This window comes from Vreelandella populi (genome assembly GCF_003989825.1).
In the GTDB taxonomy this organism is placed as follows: domain Bacteria; phylum Pseudomonadota; class Gammaproteobacteria; order Pseudomonadales; family Halomonadaceae; genus Vreelandella; species Vreelandella populi.
Window position 1 is genome coordinate 485,964 of sequence record NZ_RZHE01000006.1, and the last position, 20,593, is coordinate 506,556.

Below are 20,593 nucleotides of genomic sequence, written 5' to 3' on the forward strand. Positions count from 1 at the left end.
TTATCACAGGCAATGCGTCATCAGGTTCCACAAAAGGTTCTCAGCACCTGTTCGCTGCTGGTCGCTGGCGCCGCCAAGCGACGCGCCTCCGTTGAACCGTCGTAAGGATTGGTGACGACCTCCAGCAGGGTATGGAAAGGCGCGTAGTTACCTTTATAGGCGGCCTCGATAGCCTCCTGAACGCGGTGGTTGCGAGGAATGATGATGGGGTTAGCCCGGCGCATGGCATCAAGGCGCGCGCTATCCTTACCGGCCACCATCTCGGCCTGCCAGGTGTCCAGCCAAGTGGTTAACCCATCGGGTTGGCTCGTCAACGAAAGCAAAGCATCGTGATACTGGGCATCGAATGACGCTGCGTACTGCGTCAACGCATCGAAGGTGGCGGTCATGTCCATGCCGCCTCGCGCCATCTGGGTTTCCAGCCCCGCCATCAGGTCGCTTGCCTGCTCACTATTGGCGGTAAGGCCCAGCTTATCGGCCTGAAGCGTGCGCTGCTCGGCGGCAAATACATCACTGAAGCGCTGAATTACCTCTGTCGCCTGCTCGACGGCTTCATCGCCCTGAACCTTCATCAATGGCAGCAGCGTTTCCGCAAAACGGGCCAGGTTCCACTGAGCGATACCCGGCTGGTTTTCAAACGCGTAGCGCCCGCCCTGGTCGATAGAGCTGAACACCTTGCGCGGGTCAAACTGCTCCATAAATGCGCAGGGGCCGTAATCGATGGTCTCGCCCGCCACGCTGGTGTTATCGGTATTCATTACGCCGTGGATAAAGCCTACGCTCATCCAGCGCGCAATCAGGGCCGCCTGGCGAGCCGCCACTGCCTCAAGCAGAGCCAGATAAGGATCAGCCGCACTGGCGGCCTCGGGGTAGTGGCGCTTGATGACATAATCCGCCAAGGATTTCAGTATCTGCTCATCTCGCCTCGCGGCGGCAAACTGAAAGGTACCCACGCGCACATGGCTGCTGGCCACTCGGGTAAAAACGGCACCCGGTTCAAGCAATTGGCGCCGGACCTGCTCACCGCTGGCAACCGCCGCCAGCGCGCGCGTGGTGGGTACGCCAATGGCGGCCATAAACTCACTGACCAGATATTCACGCAGTACCGGCCCCAGCGGCGAGCGGCCATCGCCCCCGCGTGAAAACGGGGTTCTCCCACTGCCCTTGAGCTGAATATCCCGGCGCTTGCCCTGCCGGTCGATCACCTCACCCAGCAAAAGCGCTCGGCCATCGCCCAGCTGGGGTACAAAGTTGCCAAACTGGTGTCCCGCATAGCCAAGGGCCACAGGCTCAGCCCCCGGTGGCAGCGTATTGCCTGCAAACCACTGGGCTAGCGTGTCATCATCGGGTATATCGTCTGCGCCCAAGGTGTGGGCCAGCGTTTGATTGAAGGCAATCAGCGTAGGTGTTTCAACCGGCGTTGGCTGGCAGGCGGCCCACAGCGGCTCCGGCAATGTCTTGTAGTCATGCTCGAAGGTCAACATGGCGATCTCCCTCTTTCATTCAGTGGCATCTACTAATACCCTAGCAGCTCACTCAAGTAGTCGGCGAGATAATGTCATCACTGCCTGAACTATCCCTACACGAACTATCCTTGCAAGAACTATCCTTGCCTCCCCTTTCCCGCGACTTTTATCAGCGCGATACCGTGGCCGTGGCCAACGACCTACTAGGGTGCTGGCTGGTTCGCGAGGTAAACGGCACCTTGATGGGAGCACGTATTGTTGAAACTGAGGCTTATTGCGGCGCCCACGATACAGCCTGCCATGCGCATCGCGGGCTAACGCCCAGAACAGCAGCCATGTTCGGCGCACCGGGGCATGCTTACGTGTACCTAGTTTACGGGATGCACTGGCTACTCAATATCGTCACAGAACCCGAGGGCTCGCCCTGTGCGGTACTGATTCGCGCCGTTGAGCCCGTGCTCAATGAACAGGCCATGCGCGAGCGGCGCAGTATAGCGGGCAAGCAGCTTTGCAACGGGCCGGGCAAGCTCACCCGCGCTCTTGGGGTAGACAAGACACTCTACGGCTATGACATGACCCGCACCGAGCAGCTCTGGGTATCAGCAGGTAGCCATAACACACCGATTGCCAGCGGCCCGCGAGTGGGTATCGACTACGCCGAACCCGAAGACCGTGACGCGCCTTGGCGGTTTTGGCTGGAAGGCAACCCGTGGGTATCCAAGGCGCGATGACGAGGCGCCAACTGCTCGACGGCATGGGTTAGCACGGGCGTTAAGGGGGCGCGCCACTGGTGGGTAAGCAAGGCATCCGCCCGCGTTACCCCCAGCGATAGTGAGCCGATAGGCAAGCCCATGGCGTGGGCCTCACGACAGAAACGGTAGCCCGAGAACACCATTAACGAGGTGCCAACGGCCAGTACCGCCTGGGCATTTTTAAGCCCCGCCTCAGCCGCCACCCGGCGCTGTGGCGGCACCACATCGCCGTAATACACCACATCGGGTTTGAAGATGCCGCCACAGCGCGGGCAATCAAATACCCGAAATGCGCTGAAATCGGCTTCCAGGTCGGCATCACCATCGGGGGCGTGGGTGGCCTCCATCATGGCAAAGGCCGGGTTCATACGCGCCATCTCGCTGTGCATGGCATGACGCATCATTTGATAATCACAGCTCATACACTTCACAAGATCGGCACGGCCGTGCAGGTCGACCACTCGGCGCGAACCTGCCCGCTGGTGAAGACGATCCACATTTTGGGTCACCAATAACTCGATAACCCCCATGGCTTCAAGCGCCGCCAGCGCTTTATGAGCGCCGCTTGGCTGGGCCTCACGCAAGGCCTTGAAACCGATCAGGGCGCGCGCCCAATAGCGCTTTCGCACCTGCTGGGATGCCATAAACTCACCGTGCTGTACCGGCGGCGACCGCTTCCACTGGCCGTTGGCATCGCGATAATCGGGAATGCCACTGTCGGTACTCACGCCCGCGCCGGTAATTACCCACAGCTTGGGGTGCTGCTCGATAAAGCGGGCCAGTTCAGCGCCCGCCTGAGCCACACTTTTTTGCATTTCCACGGCCTGCGTCAATTGTTCACCCTAGGCAAGTTTCCCCTATCTCGACGATACTGTAGGACATTCAGGGCACATGCAACGGCTAATACCATGCACGACAGCGGTGCCCAACAAGCATTGAAGGAGCACCTCATGCAAAAGGATCACGATATCATCATTGTTGGCGGTGGCATGGTAGGTGCTGCGCTGGCCGCCCGGCTGGGCAATGCGGGCTACTCGATCGGGCTGATCGAGCGCGGCGACGCGCCTAAAGCGCCCAGCGGCGACTATGACCTGCGCATCTCCTCATTGAATGCGCGTTCGCTGGCATTTATCAAGCTAAGCGGCACCGAACTGCCCAAGGAGCGCTGCTGCCCGTTTCGACATATCGACGTCTCCAACCAGGACGGCACCGGCCACAGCGTGTTTTCCGCAGCTGACAGCGACATGGACGACTTTGGCCTGTTCATCGAAAACCGTACGCTGCAATACGCCCTCTGGGAGCGCTTGAAGGAGCTTCCCAGCGTCACGTGTTACACCCAAAGCGCGCCGGTCAGCACACTGACGGCGGGCGAAATACGGCTGGTCGAGCTGGAGGATGGCAAGATGTTGAGTGCCCGGCTGGTGGTGGGCGCCGACGGCGCCCGCTCTACCCTGCGCCAGCTGGCCGGTATTGAGGTAACCAGCCACGACTACCATCAGCGGGCCATGATCATTAATGTGGAAACGGAGCTTCCCCAGCAGGACGTCAGTTGGCAGGTGTTTACCCCACGAGGCCCGATCGCCATGCTGCCACTGCCCGGCCATAGAGCATCATTAGTGTGGTACGACAGCGACGAGGCCACCAAAGCCCGCGAGGCGATGGAAGACCATACCCTGAAAACCACCATTGAAGCGGCCTTCCCGAAGCGCCTGGGCAACCTTATCCGGGTTGTTTCTCACGCAAGCTTCCCAATTAAACGCCAGCACGCCCGCCGCTATATCGGTAAGCGCCTAGCTTTAATTGGCGACGCCGCCCACGTGGTGCATCCCCTGGCCGGACAGGGCCTGAACATCGGCCTGCACGACGCCGACACCTTGGCCGACATGATCATCAAGGGCCGCGACCCGGGCGATTACCTTAACCTGCTTCGTTTTGAGTGCCAGCGCCGGGCAGCCAATCAAGCGATGATCGCAGCGACCGACAGCTTCCACCACCTGTTTACCGGCGCCAAACCGCTGCGCCAGCTGGGCGATTTAAGCCTGCACCTGGCCGAACGCTTCCCCTTCGCCAAGCGCATGATGATGCAGCAGGCCAATGGGAGGAATCCGTTCAGGATGTGGTAGCTGGTACAACCAAGTGTTTAAGCCGCGAATAAGCCAAGCCGTTGAGCTTGGCTTTGTTAAAAGCGCTAATTACGCCTTAATACACTCATTCAAGAATTCGCGTATCACCGGGATAATCACAGCGCCATGGGTTTCCAGTGCAAAGTGCCCCGTGTCGTAAAAGCGAATGTCCGCCTCAGGAATATCCCGCTTCCAGGCCTCAGCTCCCGGCGGAAGAAAGAACGGATCATGCTTTCCCCATACGGCGAGCAACGGCGGTTGATGCTCACGAAAATAGGCCTGAAATTCGGGATACTTCTCAACGTTGGTTGCATAGTCCAGCAACAGGTCGAGCTGAATATCGGCCATCCCCGGTTGAGAGATCTGCGCGCCTTCCAACGTATAGGCGTCCGGTGCCACAGCACTGGTATCGCTGACCCCTTCCAGGTACTGCCATTTGATGGACTCCGGCGTTGGAAAATCGTCAAGGGCATCACGGTTCGCCTTTGAAGGATTTTCCCAATACGTCTTGATCGGCTCCCACCCTGTTGAAAGCCCTTCCTCATAAGCATTGCCGTTTTGCGAAATGATGGCAGTGATTTTTGCCGGATTGGCCACCGCCAAACGCCAGCCTACAGGCGCACCATAGTCGTGAACGGCAATGGCATAGCGGTCAAGCTTCAACTGATCAGTAAATTGATCAATCGTCTTCGTCAGGTTGGCAAAGGTGTATTCATACTGGCCGCGCGGCGGTGATCGAGTAAAGCCGAACGCTGGCAAATCCGGTGCCACGACGTGATATTCATCGGCAAGCGCCGCAATCACATCGCGCCACATATACGACGAGGCAGCAAACCCATGGAGCAGTAACACCGTCGGCGCCGCCGGATCCCCCGCTTCGCGATAAAAGACATCGACATCGCTCACCTTCTCGAAACGATAATGAACCTGATGAGTTGTCGAGCCAGCGCCCTGCCCGGCATTGGCTCTCAGTGCTTCCTGAATATCGGCAGAGGCCGCCTCGTTTTGCGTTGTCATGGATGACTCCTTGGTAACCTTTAATAATGAATTTTGAAGGTTAGGAAAAACAATAGTAACCTGTCAAATTAAATTTTAAAGGTTACCAAAATATGCCATCACACATTACCCCTCCGTTAATCGCAGGCAATCTCGCCATCGATTTTATCAATACGCAGTTTGGCGTAGGAGATGAACGTCAGGAGTGTCTGACGGACGACAGCAGCGTCATCGCGTGGCTTCAACAGGCGGGTGTGTTGTCGGAATATCGTGAAAGCCCACCGCCTGGGCTAATCCACCTTGCGCGTGAGTTGCGTGACAACATGCGCGAGCTGCTTATCTCAGCCCAACAGGGGCAGGCTGCGGACCCCGCAGTGGTAAATCACGTGCTGGAACGGGGTTACCCACTGGAAAAAATTGAATGGCAGCCAGCGGAATCGGCGTTTCAAAAAAAAGCCTACCGGCGCAACATGGAAAGCGAGAGCCTGTTGCAACCTGCCGCGTGGGCGTTGGTCCAGCTACTTACCGAGGAAGATGTACAACTCGTTAAAGAGTGCGAAGCCTCGGACTGTATTCTACTGTTTCACGATCAAACAAAATCTCACCGGCGCCGCTGGTGCAGCATGGCGTCTTGCGGAAACCGAATGAAAGCGGCCTCGCACCGGGCCAGAAAAAGAACGGGTTAGTCTCTTAGCGGGTAAAACCCGCTACGTGAGGTCCTGCAACTTCAACTTCTGTGCAGTCCTCAGCCAAGCGCTTGATCAAGACGGATTTCAGATTGCCCTTTAACTTTTGGTGACACTGGCCATGATGAAAACAGCGTTAGCCCTGTCGTTAGCAAGCACCATGATGCTGATCAGTGGCTGTAATCAAGACACCAATACCGCTGCATCAAGTGCAACCGATTCAGATACGGTAGCCGAGCAAAGTCAGCCCCCACATCAAGTGACCGATCAGTAGGTCGGCAAGTGGATTGGTGTCGAAGGGTTAGTTCTGGAGCTCAGCAAGGACGAGTCCGCAATGCTTGAAACCCTGTAAGGCAATCGAGGCCACCTGGATGGCATTGTTTCCATCGACCAAGCCAGTGATACATTGAGGGAGTTTTGAAATAAGGGGTTGAGCGCTGGTGTTGATGCCAAGCCAGCGCTTGAACCCGGCTTTAGTGTTAATTAGTTAAAAGCGAAATCACTCGTAATGCGGACGATAGTTAAAGTTCTACTTAAAGCCGCCTTAATAATAAGACGAGATGCTTTTCGTTAAACTTTAGTTCAAAATGAATTTTTAGAGTTAATCCTTGCAGGCAATAAAAATGGTTATTCATCAGGGTGCTTAACGATCGACAAGCAGAGCTAAACCGGATTCAGGATGCGTTGCGTACAAGCGAGGCGGAATTCCGGACGCTCGTAGAAACCATGCCGCAAATTGTCTGGGTTACCCGCCCGGATGGCTGGCACATCGACTTTAATCAATCCTGGCTGGATTATACTGGGCTGACACTAGAAGAGAGCCTAGGCTTTGGCTGGAACCCACCCTTCCATCCCGATGATCGGGCTCGAGCTGCTGAGCGGTGGCATCAAGCGACGAGTAGCGGCAAAACCTATGAGATTGAATACCGGCTACGTCGCTGGGATGGAGTTTATCACTGGATGCTCGGCAGAGCCGTACCCATGCGCGATGCAGAGGGTAACATCGTTAAATGGTTCGGCACCTGCACGAACATTGACGATCTGAAGCGGACCCAGGAGCGTCTCGACGAGGCCCAGCGCATTGGAAAGATTGGGGATTGGGAATACAGTCTCATCACCGGTGAGTCTATCTGTTCAGAGGTAGTCTATAACCTTTTAGGCAGAGACAGCCGACGTGATCCGCCCCCCACTCTGCATGAAAGTGCGATGCTCTTCGACACAAAAAGCGCTGCTCTTTTGAAAAAAATGATTCATTTGGGAGTCGCGTCAGGTCAAACGCAAACATTTGACCTTCGAACAAAAGGAAACAACGGCAAAGAGACTGATGTTCAGATCGTCGCCGTGCCCAGGAAAGATGATAGCGGCGAAGTAGTAAGCTTTTTTGGCACGATGCAGGATATTTCTGAACGAAAGCATGCCGAACTTTCGTTGCACGCTAGAGCACAGCAGCAGCAGCTTGCCGCTGCCCTCGGGCGGTTTGCATTATCTGCCACGAGTCTTGACGAGGTGTATAAGGAAGCCGCATCGACGATCTCCCAGGGGTTTAAGGTTGAGTTTAGCGCCGTTATGCTGCTTGACGAGCCGCAAAGGCCTTTGTTTCTACAATCGGGTATAGGCTGGCAACCCGATTGGATCGGCCGCCAAGTGGTGGACCCAGAAAAGCAAACACAAACGTATCCCGTCCTAGCTTCCTACGAACCTGTCATTATTCATAATTTTATTGAGGATTTTCGCTTTACTCCATCCGAACTGATCACTTCCCATGGTGTTGTCAGCGGTATCGATGTTTTGGTGGGCTGCGTTGAAAAGCCTATCGGCATACTCGGCGCTTACGCCAGTACGCCCCGCATTTTCTCGACCGATGATGTTGCTTTTCTGCAAGGGCTTGCCAATATTCTGAGTGCTGCGGTCGAGCGCCAGCGGTCTAACGAACAGCTTAGGTACATGGCCCTTCATGATCCGCTCACCGGTCTGCCCAATCGGTTGCTGTTAACCGATCGGCTAAACGTCGCGCTGGCGTTCGCTCAGCGGCATGATCAGCAAGTCGCCCTGCTCTTCCTGGATCTCGACCGGTTCAAGCATGTGAATGACGTATTTGGGCATGCACTGGGTGACCGACTTCTTCAGGAAGTTGCACGGCGGCTATCGAGCTGTGTGCGCGCAGAGGATACGGTAAGTCGACAAGGGGGCGATGAGTTTATCGTGGCCCTCTCGGGAATCAAGGAAGAGCAGGATGTCGCTCTCACTGCCGATAAACTGCTCAATGTCATTGCCTCGCCATTCATTCTGGAAGATACCGAAATTATCCTGGGTATTAGCATTGGTGTAGCGTGTTTTCCCCGTCATGGAGAGGATGCGAAAACCTTAATGCGTAATGCCGATGCGGCCATGTATGTTGCTAAGAAATTTGGCCGCAACGGTTATCAGTTCTACGCACCTGAAATGAATATGCGAGCGCTGGATCGCTTGACGCTTGAAAGCGACCTGCATCGTGCTGTCGAACGCAATGAACTGTTTCTAATGTATCAGCCACAACTTGCGCTCAGTACTGGCGATGTTATTGGTCTGGAGGCGTTAATTCGATGGCGGCATCCCACCCGGGGGCTTATTTTACCTGATCAGTTTATTCCTATTGCTGAGGAGTGCGGCCTCATTGTCCCTGTCGGCAAATGGGTGCTGGAAACGGCCTGCCGTCAACACGCTTACTGGGTGGCCCAGGGCATAACGAAAGGGTCCATGGCGGTCAATATTTCCGCACACCAATTCCGCCAGGCTGACTTTTGTGAACAAGTAAGCGATGTGCTTTTACGTACAGGTCTACCGCCTCACTTATTGGAATTGGAGGTCACGGAAGGCGTGGTTATGCAGGGTATTGAACAGGTCCTGCACAAACTCAACACGCTTCGTGAATTGGGAGTCACGCTTGCCATAGATGACTTCGGGACAGGCTATTCGAGCTTGAATTACCTTAAGCAGTTCCCACTCCATCGTTTAAAAATTGATCAATCATTCACGCATGGATTGCCGGGTGATCAGGAGAGCGGAGCGATTGCCAAAGCGATCATCCAAATGGGGCTCAGTCTGGGGCTGGATGTGCTCGCTGAGGGAATTGAGACCCAAGAGCAGGAAAAACACCTACAGGCCCTAGGCTGTAATGCCGGGCAGGGTTTTTTATACGCGAAGCCGCTTTCAGATGAGGAGTGCGAGCAATATCTGTGCGTTACTAGCTCGGGATTAGTTAACCAACCTAAGGGCGAGTTTGTCTAGGTTGCTGCATTCAGCTTCTGCTGCCAAGCGGTCATTCATCCATAGAAGATGCCACTACCCATGATCAAAAAAGCGTTAGCCCTAAGCGCCATGATATTGATAAGCGGGTGTAACGACAGCGACACCACCGCCTCAAATGCACCTGCTTCGTCTACTTCAACCGAGCAAAGCACATCTCATAAGGTTACCGACCAATGGGTGGGTAGCTGGATCGGCGTGGAAGGGTTAGTCTTGGAGATCAGCAAGGACGAATCCGCAGACCCCGGCCACTATCTGCTTGAAATGCAGTACGGCCTGGACGCCGACCAAAGCGGAACATTCGAAGGGCAAGCCACAGACGAAGGCATACGCTTCAGCCGCGATGACGGCTCACAGCTACTTCGCGCCGGTGACGGTGAAACCACCGGCTTGAAATGGCTAGCAGAAAAAGAAGACTGCCTGGTAGTGCAACCCGGTGAAGGCTACTGCCGCGATTAACCTGTCCGGCAATCGCGAAAAGCGGCTACCCGCTTTCGGGTAGCTGCCCATTTGCAAGAATAGCCGAAACACGAAAAGACTATTCGCTCACCACTTCAGAAAAGTGGCCCGATTTATCCAAGGTAAATTCTAAAAAATCCCGCGCCAGGTAAAGGGAACCCGAATAGGCGCTCTGGGCCTCTTTGCGGATATCCTCAATGGAAGGCGACGCCTGAGGGTTGAACTGGTAACGCGGGCTAAAGTGCGTCAGCACCAAGTTAGGCAGCGCTACCGACTCAGCAAAATCCCCAACAAGCTTGGCGTAGCTATGCCCCACTTCAATCGCCTTCTGGGCCATCTCTTGGGTATAGGTGGCTTCATGCACCAGCACCTGGGCACCCGCGCATGCGTCAATCAATAACTCAGGCCGGTCATTGTCTCCCGCGATCACTACTTTCCTGGGCTTGTTCTTGAAGATTAAGTAGTCAGCGCTTTTTAACAGTTCACCCGCAAACTCAACATCAAACCCTTGCTTCAACTGACCCCACAACGGCCCTCTCGGGATTCCCTTTTGGGTTAGCTTTTCGATATCTAAAGCGGCGTCGACATTTTTTTCTGTGAGCGCATAGGCGTAACACGCCACACGATGGGAAAGCTTGAACGTGGAAATTGCCATGTTCGCAAACTCAACGCTTGGCAGGTCGTCCGAGGCAATAAACTCCAGGGCAAAGGGCAAGCCTAGCTGCGTAGCCTCGCAGGTCGCCTCCAACCACGCCTTGATGCCTGCGGGCGCCACAATGGTAAGCGGGTCTTTCCGGCCGTTCATTCCCGCACTCGCCAGTATGCCCGGCAGCCCATAGCAGTGGTCGCCGTGCACGTGGGTAATCAATATGGCTTTCAATGAATTAAACGACAGTTTCGTGCGCAAAACCTGATGCTGAGTGCCCTCCCCGCAATCGATCAGGTACCAACCTTTCCCTTTGCTCTCGCGCAAAGCGATCCCGGTGACGTTTCTGCTTTTGGTGGGTACACCAGCGGAGGTGCCAAGGAATAGTAGGTTCATATCTTGTTCTCTTTTAGGCACATGCTTTGAAACCCAGCCTACGGATTCGCTGAATAAATGGGTAATCCAATGGCTGCGGCTTTAAGCAAAAACTGGCCGAACGCATGCCCGCTACCAAGCGCATGATGCGACAGCAGGCTAGCAAATGAAATGCGTTCAAAATACGCGAGCGCTGACTATGCTGAGTAGGGTCGCAACCAGCAGCCAATAACAATCACAACCACTCAGCAAAGGAAGCCCCATGCGTCGCACACAACTATCCTCTTTCATACAACAGTCCTCTTTCATGATAGCGGGCCTTGGCCTGCTGATATCCTCCCCACTTTGGGCGTGGGACGGCGTCGTCGAGAAGCAAACCTTTGAGATCGACAGCTTCACGACTCAAAACGGCGAGACGATTCCCAACGTGACAGTAGGTTGGGAAGCCTACGGCGAACTCAACGAAGCCCGCGATAACGCCATTCTGATCACCCACTTTTTCTCCGGCACCAGCCACGCAGCGGGCCGCTACAATGCTGACGGTAAACCCTCTGGCTACTGGGATGCCATCATCGGCCCCGGAAAAGCATTGGATACCGATGAGTACTACATCATCTCCTCGGATACGCTGGTGAATCTCAATGCCAATGATCCTAATGTCACGACCACTGGGCCGGCCTCTATCAACCCAGACACCGACGAGCCGTGGGGCATGGATTTTCCGGTAGTCACCATTCGGGACTTTGTCGAAGTACAGCGTGAACTGCTTGAAAGCCAGGGGATTGAATCGCTGCATGCGGTGATGGGCGCGTCCATGGGGGCCCTGCAAGCAATTGAGTGGGCCAGCGCCTATCCTGACCGGGTTGAGCGCTTGATCCCCGTGATCGGCGGTGGCGTAGCCGACCCGTGGCTACTGGCCACGCTAAGTTCCTGGGCCGCGCCAATTCGCGTGGACGCCAATTGGAACGAGGGTAACTACTATGACGGCGAACCGCCCACCGATGGATTAAAAGAAGCGCTTAAACTCGTTACGCTCAATGCCAACCACTGGCAGTGGGCTAACGAAACCTTTAACCGTGATTGGGCCGATGAAGAACGCGACCCCGCCCAGGATATCAGCGCCCGCTACGCCATCGAGCAAACGCTGGATGACATTGCCGTCGCCCGTGCGGAGCTTTCCGATGCCAACCACCTGCTCTACTTAGTACGCGCCAACCAAACCTTTATGGCAGGCCACGGTGACTCGTTAGAGGAAGGCCTAGCCGCCATCGAAGCACCGACCTTGATGCTGTATAGCGAAAACGACCTCGTCTTCGCGCCTCAAGGCGTGCGCCGCACCGCCGAGCTGATTGAAGCGGATGGCACTGAAGTGACGCTGGAAACCTTGGAAGGTAATCGCGGCCACTTGGATGGAGTGCTATCCATTGACCAGGCGAGTGATACGTTGCGGGCGTTTTTGCAGTAAGGGGGAGCGCTGGCTTTTAGACTAAAGCCAGCGCTATTTAGGCGGCTTCGAAATCCAAAGGTTGAAGATCGTCCAAATTAATTGTGCTGCGAGCCATCCATAAATCATAGGTATCCTGCATTGCCAGCCAGCTCTCCGGGGTACGTCCCAGAACCTTCGACAAACGCAAAGACATTTCGGGGCTAATGCCGCTCCCCCCTTTCAGCAATCTTGAAAGCGTAGAGGGTGAAACACCCAAACGGGAAGCAAGCTGGCGGGAGCTAATGCCAAAAGGTGCTAGGTAAACCTCCCGAATAAATTCGCCGGGATGCGGTGGGTTATACATCGTCATTAGTGATAATCCTCATAATCAAGAATGTAAGCGTTGCCGTCCCGGAATTCGAACGTCATGCGCCAATTTCCATTGATCCAAATCGACCATCGCTCTTTGTCTTTCCCCTTCAACGGATGCAACCGAAAGCCGGGGATATCCATGTCTTCCACTGAAATAGCTGTATCCGGAGCAGCAAGCTTGCATACGCAACTTCTTAGCGTGATCTGCCTGTATGCCAGCAGTGCTGCCACTAGCGTAGAACCGTTCCAGTCCTTTGTGACGAAATGATTGAATCATGAAGACAATAGTGCGTTGCGCATCGCGCATCAAAAAAATTTAAGCCCGGAATGAAAGCAACGTTTTGAAGTGAGACTTACCCTATCGAAACACCGACCCTGATGCTGTATAGCGAAAACGATCTCGTCTTTGCCCCCGAAGGGGTACGCCGCACCGCAGAATTGATTGAGACTGACGGCACCGACGTGACGCTTGAAACCCTGGAAAGTAATCGCGGCCACTTGGATGGCGTGCTATCCATTGAGCAAGCCAGCGATACGTTGCGGGCGTTTTTACAATAAGTGAGCAAGCGCTGGTTTCTCTAAGAGCCAGCGCTTGCTCTTCTAGCACCGCTCTGAAGCCTCTCTATTTCGCCACATCCTGACGATGATCAACATAACGGCAAATACGTCGACCCACCGCAAGCGCGAACGCTGCGTGAGTGACTACACTGGTGTGGCCACCCACGCTATTAGGACATAACCGTTATGCCAGTAACCAACGAGAAAGTCTTTATCAGCCCCGGCCGCTACGTGCAGGGGGAAGGCGTTACCGCCCGCGCAGGCCACTATGTCTCAACACTCGGGAAAACGGCGCTGCTTATCGCCGATGATGTGGTCTGGAAAATTGCGGGCGAGCAGCTCAGCGCTAGCCTGGAAGGCGAAGGCGTCAGTTTCGAGCGTGCCGTGTTCGAGGGCGAGGCTTCTAACCGAGAAATCGACCGCCTCGTTGAGCTTGGCCGCAAGCAGCAGACAGACGTCGTTATCGGCTTCGGCGGAGGTAAAGCCATTGACACCGCCAAAGGCGTGGCTGAAAAGCTTGAAGCGGCTTGTGCCGTATTGCCAACGACCGCCTCTACCGATGCGCCTACCAGCGCCCTGTCGGTCATCTACAGTGACGATGGCGAGTTCGAGTCCTACCGCTTCTACAGCAAGAACCCCGACCTGGTGCTGGTTGATACCGGCATCATCTGCAAGGCGCCGCCGCGTTTTCTGGCCTCGGGCATTGCCGATGCGCTGGCCACTTGGGTTGAGGCTCGCGCCGCCATTCGCGCTAACGCCAACAACATGGCGGGCGGTAAAGCCACGTTGCTAGGCGCGGCCATTGGCGAGAAATGTGAAGACATCCTCTTCGAGCACGCCATGCTGGCCTATCAGGCCAACGAGGCGCAGATCGTCACACCCTCGTTTGAAGCCGTGGTCGAAGCCAATACCTTACTCAGCGGCTTGGGCTTTGAAAGCGGCGGCCTGGCGGCAGCGCACGCCATCCATAACGGTTTTACCGCCCTACACGGCGAGATTCACAACCTGACCCACGGCGAAAAAGTGGCGTACGGCACGGTCGCGCAGCTGATTCTCGACCAAACGCCGCAGGCAGAGCTGGAAGAGTATCTGGACCTCTACTTGGCACTGGGCCTACCGGTGACCCTGAAAGCGCTCAAGCTTGACCAGGCAAGCGAGGAAGATCTTTACCGCGTAGCCGAGGCGGCGCTTAAAGAAGGTGAATCAAGCCATAATCTGGCCTATGAACTGACGCCTAAGCAGATAGTCCATGCTATCAAAGCGGTGGATGTGCATGCGCGGGCGTTTATGGAGAAGGTGGGGCTGAGCGGGTAAGACCCGCCAGGCACATGGCGCCACGCGCGTGGCGCCATGTTGATCGACCAACCCTCGCTTCAGGCTGGCGCCTCCAGGCCATTAGCGGTTAGCGTTCTCTTCAGCCAACTGACAAAGCGCATCGACCAGCACCTCGGGGGGCTGAGCGCCGGAAATCAGGTAGCGGCCGTCGAGGATGATCCCCGGCACCGCATTCACCCCGGCCTCCATGAATCGCTGCTCTGCCGCCCGAGCGTCATTCGCGTACTGATCAGACCGAACGATGGCTTCGGCAGTGTCACCATCAAGCCCAACCTCAATGGCCTTCTCGCGTAGAACCTCTGGGTCTGAAGGGTTTTTCGCCTCACCGAAGTAGGCATCAAACAGTGCCAATTGCAGGGCCGTCTCTTGGTTTTGCGTTGCGGCCCAGGCCAGCACCCGGTGGGCAGCGAAGGTATTGTTCGCCCGCAGCTCAACGCCCCCCGGAAATTCAATCCAAGTTCTTCGGCCACATAGACTTTCAAGCCGAAGGCTTCCAGCATTTTGGCAACAGGGCTGCAAACCGGGCATCCCGCAAAGAGCATTATCAAACAACTTAATGCGGCTTACGCCCAAAACAGGTAAGGCAATCGCGGCCAGTGGGACGTGCTATCCATCGACCAAGCGAGTGATGCGCTCCAGTCGTTTTTGCCGAAAGTGAGATAGCCGACAAGGAATTAACAGGTAGCGCTTTTCAAGATGGAAAAACCACCACGCCATCCCCCTCTTGCCATGGATGAAACTTGGTCATGGCCTGCAGAAAAAACGCGTGCTCCAACCAGTGCTGTAGCCACCGCTGCAGGTGCGGGTAAGGTAGGCTATAAAAAACATCGCGATCTACATGGGCGAATTGGCGGATAAAAGGCATGATGCCAATATCAGCAATGGTCGCGTTATCTCCCAGAAGATAAGGCTTTTGAGTCAGCTTCTCCTCTAAAACCTGTAAAAAAGCTTCACCCCGCTGCCGGTACTCTGCCTGGGTCATTTCGAGATGTCGGTCGGCGTATTTATAGCGATCCAACCAATGTTTAAATTCATTATCGTTTTGCTCGATCAGGGCATTGGCCTGAGTCCTAACCTTCGCATCTAACAGCCCTTGCGGATCTTGTTGCTCAAGCGCCCACACCATTATTTCTCGGCTCTCTTCGATCACAGTACCATCAAAAAGCTGTAAAACAGGCACAGTGCCTTTCGGGCTAATCGCTAGCATCTGGGCCGGTTTGTTCTTCAATGTGATTTCGCGCAGCTCCACCGGTAACTTAGCAAACAATAAGCCGAGCCGGGCACGCATGGCATAGGGGCAGCGACGAAAAGAGTAAAGGCGATGAAGTGATGACGTCATGGGCATTTTTCACAGTTGAATTGAAGTCAGTAGACTCGGCGTCTCTGGTTTCAGTGGTTACTTCATTTTACGGTTAATCTCTGTTTAAGATTACCGATCAATGGGTCGGAACATGGACCGGCGTAGAAGGGCTATTTTTGGATCTCAGCAAAAACGAGTCGGCTCGGTGACCACTAAGGCGAGACGTTAGCCGTTCGCGTTTTCTTCCGCTACCTGACGAAGCGCATCGACCAGCACCTCGGCGGGCTGGGCGCCAGAAATCAGGTAGCGTCCGTCGAGGATAAATCCCGGTACAGCGCTCACCCCTGCCTCCATAAATCGCTGTTGTGCCGCTCGAACCTCGTCCGCGTACTGATCAGACCGAGCAATGGCTTCGGCAGTGTCGCCGTCAAGCCCCACCTCAATGGCCTTCTCTCGTAACACCTCTGGATCTGAAGGATTTTTCGCCTCACCGAAGTAGGCATCAAACAGTGCCAATTGCAGGGGCGTCTCCAGGTTCTGCGTTGCGGCCCACGCAAGCACGCGGTGGGCAGCGAAGGTATTGTTCGCCCGACGCTCCTGGGCGCCACGGAAATTTAATCCAAGTCCTTCGGCCACCGTCATAATCTCGCGCTGGGACTGCTCCATACTGGCAGCATCCTTACCGTACTTGCGGCACAAGTGCTCCAAGATCGGCTCGCCCTCGGGTGGCATATCTCGGTTGAGTTCAAAGGGCTGCCAGAAGAGTTCGACGTCGATCTCGCCCTTCAAGGTTTCCAGCGCTTGTTCCAAGCGACGGTAGCCAATCGCGCACCACGGGCAGGCGACATCGGATACTAAGTCGATTCTTACCTTCTGCATGATGGATCTCCTCGTCAGCTTCGGTCATCAGGACTCAAACAGCGCTATACACTGGCTTTTACCATAAAACACATACACGCAACCAGTTCAGCACATCTCGCACTTTATGGTTGAGGATGCGGAAGTCGGTACGCGTTCATTTCCAGTGCATATCGACTATTAAGCCTGTTGTTTTCATGTGTTTTCCTTGTTTAGGGTGCACTCATTATTGATCCTAGCGTAGCTATCGGCATGCTCCCAAACTCAACACAGGGTAGCTCGTCCGAGGCAATAAACTCCAAAGCGAAGGGCAAGCAAAGTGTGCTACCTCGCAGGTAGCCGCCAGCCATGCCTTGATGCCTAGGATTCCACAATAGTAAGCGGCGCTTTCCGGCCACCCATTCCCGCACTCGCCAGGATGCCCGGCAGCCCATAGCAGTGGTCACCGTGCACGTGGGTAATCCAGATGGCTTTCAATGAATTAAACGACAGTTTTGTGCGCAAGACCTGATGCTGGGTGTTCTCACCACAACCGATCAGGTACCAACCTTTCCCTTTGCTCTCAAGCAAAGCGATCCCGGAGACGTTTCTTATTTGGTGTGTACGCCGCCGAGAAACAGTAGTTTCATATTTTGTTCGTGATCCCCCTTATGTACTCGCTTTAAGGCTAAGCCGATGGATTGCTAGCTATCTAAATCGGCATTTCATTAACCTGCTCGCTAAGGACGTCCCTGCCTCTAACTATTCCGTGGCGATGGGTTCAATATGCCCTTTACGTATTAAAGTTCGAAGAAGTGTGCGAGCGATAGCTTCTTCGGACCTGCCTCCTAGATGTGTAAATTCTTTTCCGCTGTTCCCTAACATCGTAACTACATTCTCATCCTGCACGTACTCGGCAGAGTACTTCAGGCCATTCTGCTCTATTTCTATAATGTCCATTTTCTCGATTTTCCCTTCGTGCGTTTACTAAATAGCGTTTAACTCAGCGACGGTCTTAGAATGAGGGCAAAGTCGCAATGAAAAGGGGTTCCATCGGCCGCGTACGGAAGCGACTGATTAGATGATTATCACCTGCGCACAAGCCTATCGATTTTAATCTCGATCTGCTGCGAGACCTTCAGGGCTATATACGAGTTAGCTATCGCCCGAACCATCGGCCAATCGCCTTATAAGTCCCAGCTAACCTCCTAGTTCCGCTGAAAAGTCCGCGAATGGTTGGCTGAACTAACCGCCGCCTATCATGGGCACTACGTTGATCTAGATTGGCAACTTTTGTCGTCGAATTAGCTATTTTCCCACCAACTACGGCAGCTAGAGCTATATACAACCACCACCGTTGATATCGATTCTGCTGGTTGCTTGCGATAGCAGCATTCGAATTTTCCTGACGAGCCCTTGAAACAACCAACGTTGGAATTATGCATTCACTAGCAAGAGCAACCGAATGTATGATCATATCTTTATCTACTAACCCTTCCGGAGGGTCTGGGAAAGAGGTGCAAAATGCAGGTGGCACTTGTTGACAAAATCTAGAAGGCCTAGCGTATCGCCGGATACCCTTGCCAAGGTCTTCAACTGGACAAACCATGAGGTTATAAAGCTTAATCTCCTCACGAATTTCGATAATTTCTCTTGCTGTTACCGGTCTTCTAATATCAGCGTAGATTTCTGAGCTGTCAGCGGGACCTAAACGGTAGAACGTAGCCGATCCATAAGCCGCATATTCATTCAACGTCTGCTGCACATCAGAAGCCCACACGCACGAAGACGTTTCTGTCAGGCCTTCGGCTTTACAAAACTGATCGTAGCTCCGCACCTGATCCAATAAATACAAGCTCGCTGCTTGGCTTACTTGATTTTCTTCGGCAAGATTCTTCGCGTGTTGATTACCAATAGAGTCGGCTACAAAAAATATCCCTGCAAGGAGCGCCGTCGTGTACCAGAGATGATCATAATAGCTGCGAAATTTGTCATTTAGATTAAGGGTATCGTAGACGATGACAGTTATGCACCACCCTGTTAGCAAACTAATAGCCAGGAGGGGCACAAGACCTAATGGGCTCCCTAGCCCACCTCCGCCAATGTAATAAGAATCCGGAAGGTAGCTTATTTGAGGCCACTGCCCAGCAAGGTTCAAGAATCCAGGAAGAGCTAATAGCACAAAGACAACAGCAACGCCTCGCCACCGAGCTATCACAAATCCCGCAGCTAAAAGCGCACCAATAAGGATAATCGAATATATCAGAAGGAGGCCAAGAATTGGGATTACTGCCTCTGCAGGGGACCAGTAACTTCCAACTATATATCCATCATCATTTCGTTCCAAGAAGTTTGAAGATGCTAACCCAATCCCCTCTAGAATTTGTTGGATGCTATACGCCGCACCGTAAAGAAATGCTATATAAGGAAATAAAAAAATAAAATCCGACTCCTAATTCATATTGCTTCTAAAAGTTACTATATGGATGGCTATACAAACTCAATACCACGATTATTTTATTTTTGCTCTCATATTATAGTATCTCTGAGCCTTTTCTAATTAATTATTTTATATCCAATATAGTTGCAGCACTTAAAAAATTTTTCCTCAGCCTAAATTTAAAATATTTATCACACCTTCTTTTGCAACAAACTTGTTGTAAAGCCATCTGAGAAATGAAAGTAACTTGCTATGAAAAACAATATTATTTGAGCATAGCCCAACCCTATAGTCGGCTTTGCAAGCATACCAAAATAAAATGCAACCGCAATGATGACAAAGAAAAATCGTTTTGCTGTATATAAACCGAAATGCTGCTGACTGGTCTTAACTGAGCTACTTGCAACCGCTTTAGACACTTTTGATGTTATTTGCCCAAACATTAAGCATGATGCTAGAGACCAATCTGGAGATAAAACCACATCTTGCCATGCACCTATATAGAGCCTCACGCTAATGAGAAGCATGAAGGGAATAGCTATATAAATATATTCAGTTTTTAAATCAGCATATATGGCTCTTCTCTCAAACTTAGTTGGTTCACAACTCATATTGATGACCATTATTCCGGTGCACATTTACGACTTCTTTTACCCGGGCATTTCTTATTTGTGGCTGCCCCTTTCCTTTCGGAGGCATATAAATATCATAAGAAATATCCGCTTCGATAACGTCTTTTGGACCGATTGCTTGTATTAACCCATTTTGATAGCTCTCAAGCCACTCCTTATGGGTTATGCGCGCGCAAAATCTTCTGTTCAATGAATGGCTGCGAAAAGACCACACTGAATTGCCTTCATTCACTGAAACTTTTACGGACAATTTGTCTCTGTGTTCTTGGCATTCTGTTGATCCTCTGAACATATTCTTAGGATCACCAGTAAATCTCCAATTAGTATTTAAATTACACTTTTGGCCAAGTTCCTGACCGGACATTATAATCACACTCTCTCTCGGCTTCATCTTTTCGTTTGCAGAAGAAAACCCTTTAAGAACATGTGCTAAATTCTGCCTATCAATATATGGGTCAGCAATTTTATCCTCAAGATTATCTGCTAACGTTGATTCAATATTTGCAGCAATAGACTCAACCTGCTCCTCACTTTTTGTTTCATTTGTTTCCGCCAAAGTTTCAAAAAGTCTATTTCCAGACGAGTAAAATGCTTTTTCCAGCATAGAGTCGATGCTATTTGGCAACGCAGAAAGCTTGCTTAATATAGAGCTTTTCTCAATATCATTGAGTTGAAACTCGAAATCTAATTTTAGGCCAACCGAATTTGTAAGCAGCTGTCCAAAGCCTTTATATGCATTAATATATAAAGCCATTGCCTCAAAGACTTCAGCAGGGTTACTCCTATTTTCGAGGTATTCTAACTTTATCGATAGCTCAGGGGACACTTTATATCCTTATGGTTCTCAATGTCATACAGCATTAAATATTTACTATATAGCTTACTAAAGAATTTCAATCAGCGTT

General features: G+C 52.9%; 21 protein-coding genes and 1 pseudogene. 9 read left to right on the top strand and 13 right to left on the bottom strand.

Going from position 1 to position 20,593, the window contains the following annotated elements; genetic code table 11:
- Window positions 1–20: 20 nt before the first annotated feature.
- Window positions 21–1,484 carry a protein adenylyltransferase SelO gene (locus tag ELY25_RS07215; RefSeq protein ID WP_126950598.1) on the bottom strand — a complete coding sequence of 488 codons (1,464 nt, stop codon included), beginning with the start codon at window positions 1,482–1,484 and terminating at the stop codon, window positions 21–23.
- A gap of 71 nt (window positions 1,485–1,555) precedes the next feature.
- On the opposite strand from ELY25_RS07215, the gene ELY25_RS07220 reads away from it, so the two are divergent.
- Window positions 1,556–2,197: a DNA-3-methyladenine glycosylase gene (locus ELY25_RS07220; protein ID WP_126950599.1), complete on the top strand. Its 642-nt coding sequence runs from the start codon at window positions 1,556–1,558 to the stop codon at window positions 2,195–2,197.
- Here the strand turns inward: ELY25_RS07220 and ELY25_RS07225 are convergent.
- The gene (locus tag ELY25_RS07225) at window positions 2,119–3,033 is read right to left on the bottom strand and encodes an NAD-dependent protein deacetylase (RefSeq protein WP_126950600.1); all 915 of its coding nucleotides are present in this window, start codon (window positions 3,031–3,033) and stop codon (window positions 2,119–2,121) included. The two genes, ELY25_RS07220 and ELY25_RS07225, sit on opposite strands and share 79 nt — an antisense overlap.
- A 135-nt stretch (window positions 3,034–3,168) precedes the next feature.
- On the opposite strand from ELY25_RS07225, the gene ELY25_RS07230 reads away from it, so the two are divergent.
- Window positions 3,169–4,341, top strand: coding sequence for a UbiH/UbiF/VisC/COQ6 family ubiquinone biosynthesis hydroxylase (locus ELY25_RS07230; protein WP_126950601.1), 1,173 nt, complete (start codon window positions 3,169–3,171; stop codon window positions 4,339–4,341).
- Between the two features lie 69 nt (window positions 4,342–4,410).
- Here the strand turns inward: ELY25_RS07230 and ELY25_RS07235 are convergent, their stop codons facing one another.
- The gene (locus tag ELY25_RS07235) at window positions 4,411–5,358 is read right to left on the bottom strand and encodes an alpha/beta fold hydrolase (RefSeq protein ID WP_221885491.1); all 948 of its coding nucleotides are present in this window, start codon (window positions 5,356–5,358) and stop codon (window positions 4,411–4,413) included.
- Between the two features lie 92 nt (window positions 5,359–5,450).
- Between ELY25_RS07235 and ELY25_RS07240 the strand changes: the two genes are divergently transcribed.
- The 4 genes from ELY25_RS07240 (at window position 5,451) to ELY25_RS07255 (ending at window position 9,767) form a co-directional block, all read left to right on the top strand.
- Window positions 5,451–6,023 (top strand): CGNR zinc finger domain-containing protein, encoded by a 573-nt coding sequence (locus ELY25_RS07240; protein WP_126950602.1) that lies wholly within the window; start codon window positions 5,451–5,453, stop codon window positions 6,021–6,023.
- A gap of 121 nt (window positions 6,024–6,144) precedes the next feature.
- Window positions 6,145–6,297 carry a hypothetical protein gene (locus tag ELY25_RS07245; protein WP_185859242.1) on the top strand — a complete coding sequence of 51 codons (153 nt, stop codon included), beginning with the start codon at window positions 6,145–6,147 and terminating at the stop codon, window positions 6,295–6,297.
- Window positions 6,298–6,662: 365 nt separating this feature from the next.
- On the top strand, window positions 6,663–9,290 hold the full coding sequence (locus tag ELY25_RS07250; protein ID WP_126950603.1) for an EAL domain-containing protein: 2,628 nt from the start codon (window positions 6,663–6,665) through the stop codon (window positions 9,288–9,290).
- Between the two features lie 60 nt (window positions 9,291–9,350).
- Window positions 9,351–9,767, top strand: coding sequence for a hypothetical protein (locus ELY25_RS07255; RefSeq protein WP_126950604.1), 417 nt, complete (start codon window positions 9,351–9,353; stop codon window positions 9,765–9,767).
- Window positions 9,768–9,846: 79 nt separating this feature from the next.
- On the opposite strand, the gene ELY25_RS07260 is transcribed toward ELY25_RS07255, so the two are convergent.
- The gene (locus ELY25_RS07260; RefSeq protein ID WP_126950605.1) at window positions 9,847–10,809 is read right to left on the bottom strand and encodes a ribonuclease Z; all 963 of its coding nucleotides are present in this window, start codon (window positions 10,807–10,809) and stop codon (window positions 9,847–9,849) included.
- 241 nt (window positions 10,810–11,050) lie between these two features.
- Here ELY25_RS07260 and ELY25_RS07265 point away from each other — a divergent pair, with 241 nt between their 5' ends.
- A complete protein-coding gene (locus ELY25_RS07265; protein ID WP_126950606.1) occupies window positions 11,051–12,253 on the top strand; it encodes an E22 family MetX-like putative esterase in 1,203 nt (400 codons plus the stop codon).
- 37 nt (window positions 12,254–12,290) lie between these two features.
- Here ELY25_RS07265 and ELY25_RS07270 read toward each other — a convergent pair whose 3' ends face one another.
- A complete protein-coding gene (locus ELY25_RS07270) occupies window positions 12,291–12,584 on the bottom strand; it encodes a HigA family addiction module antitoxin (RefSeq protein WP_126950607.1) in 294 nt (97 codons plus the stop codon).
- On the bottom strand, window positions 12,584–12,817 hold the full coding sequence (locus ELY25_RS07275; protein ID WP_236995668.1) for a type II toxin-antitoxin system RelE/ParE family toxin: 234 nt from the start codon (window positions 12,815–12,817) through the stop codon (window positions 12,584–12,586). The genes ELY25_RS07270 and ELY25_RS07275 overlap by 1 nt, the downstream gene beginning before the upstream one ends.
- Window positions 12,818–12,964: 147 nt before the next feature.
- Between ELY25_RS07275 and ELY25_RS07280 the strand changes: the two genes are divergently transcribed.
- Both ELY25_RS07280 and ELY25_RS07285 read left to right on the top strand, forming a co-directional pair.
- The gene (locus ELY25_RS07280; RefSeq protein WP_236995669.1) at window positions 12,965–13,144 is read left to right on the top strand and encodes a hypothetical protein; all 180 of its coding nucleotides are present in this window, start codon (window positions 12,965–12,967) and stop codon (window positions 13,142–13,144) included.
- Between the two features lie 186 nt (window positions 13,145–13,330).
- Window positions 13,331–14,458 carry a glycerol dehydrogenase gene (locus ELY25_RS07285; protein ID WP_126950608.1) on the top strand — a complete coding sequence of 376 codons (1,128 nt, stop codon included), beginning with the start codon at window positions 13,331–13,333 and terminating at the stop codon, window positions 14,456–14,458.
- Between the two features lie 81 nt (window positions 14,459–14,539).
- Here the strand turns inward: ELY25_RS07285 and ELY25_RS07290 are convergent.
- The 7 genes and pseudogenes from ELY25_RS07290 to ELY25_RS07320 form a co-directional block, all read right to left on the bottom strand.
- Window positions 14,540–14,946, bottom strand: a pseudogene (locus ELY25_RS07290) (DsbA family oxidoreductase); the annotation flags it as partial.
- 224 nt (window positions 14,947–15,170) lie between these two features.
- A complete protein-coding gene (locus ELY25_RS07295; protein ID WP_126950609.1) occupies window positions 15,171–15,818 on the bottom strand; it encodes a glutathione S-transferase in 648 nt (215 codons plus the stop codon).
- A 186-nt stretch (window positions 15,819–16,004) separates the two neighbouring features.
- Complete coding sequence (locus ELY25_RS07300; RefSeq protein ID WP_126950610.1) at window positions 16,005–16,658, bottom strand: DsbA family oxidoreductase; 654 nt, start codon at window positions 16,656–16,658, stop codon at window positions 16,005–16,007.
- A gap of 339 nt (window positions 16,659–16,997) precedes the next feature.
- Complete coding sequence (locus ELY25_RS18010; RefSeq protein WP_236995671.1) at window positions 16,998–17,207, bottom strand: MBL fold metallo-hydrolase; 210 nt, start codon at window positions 17,205–17,207, stop codon at window positions 16,998–17,000.
- Between the two features lie 568 nt (window positions 17,208–17,775).
- Entirely contained in the window at window positions 17,776–18,684 is a 909-nt protein-coding gene (locus ELY25_RS07310) for a hypothetical protein (RefSeq protein ID WP_126950611.1), read from the bottom strand.
- A gap of 563 nt (window positions 18,685–19,247) precedes the next feature.
- Window positions 19,248–19,679, bottom strand: coding sequence for a hypothetical protein (locus ELY25_RS07315; RefSeq protein ID WP_221885492.1), 432 nt, complete (start codon window positions 19,677–19,679; stop codon window positions 19,248–19,250).
- On the bottom strand, window positions 19,657–20,514 hold the full coding sequence (locus ELY25_RS07320) for a hypothetical protein (protein ID WP_126950612.1): 858 nt from the start codon (window positions 20,512–20,514) through the stop codon (window positions 19,657–19,659). Before ELY25_RS07320 ends, ELY25_RS07315 begins: the two co-directional genes overlap by 23 nt.
- Window positions 20,515–20,593 lie beyond the last annotated feature (79 nt).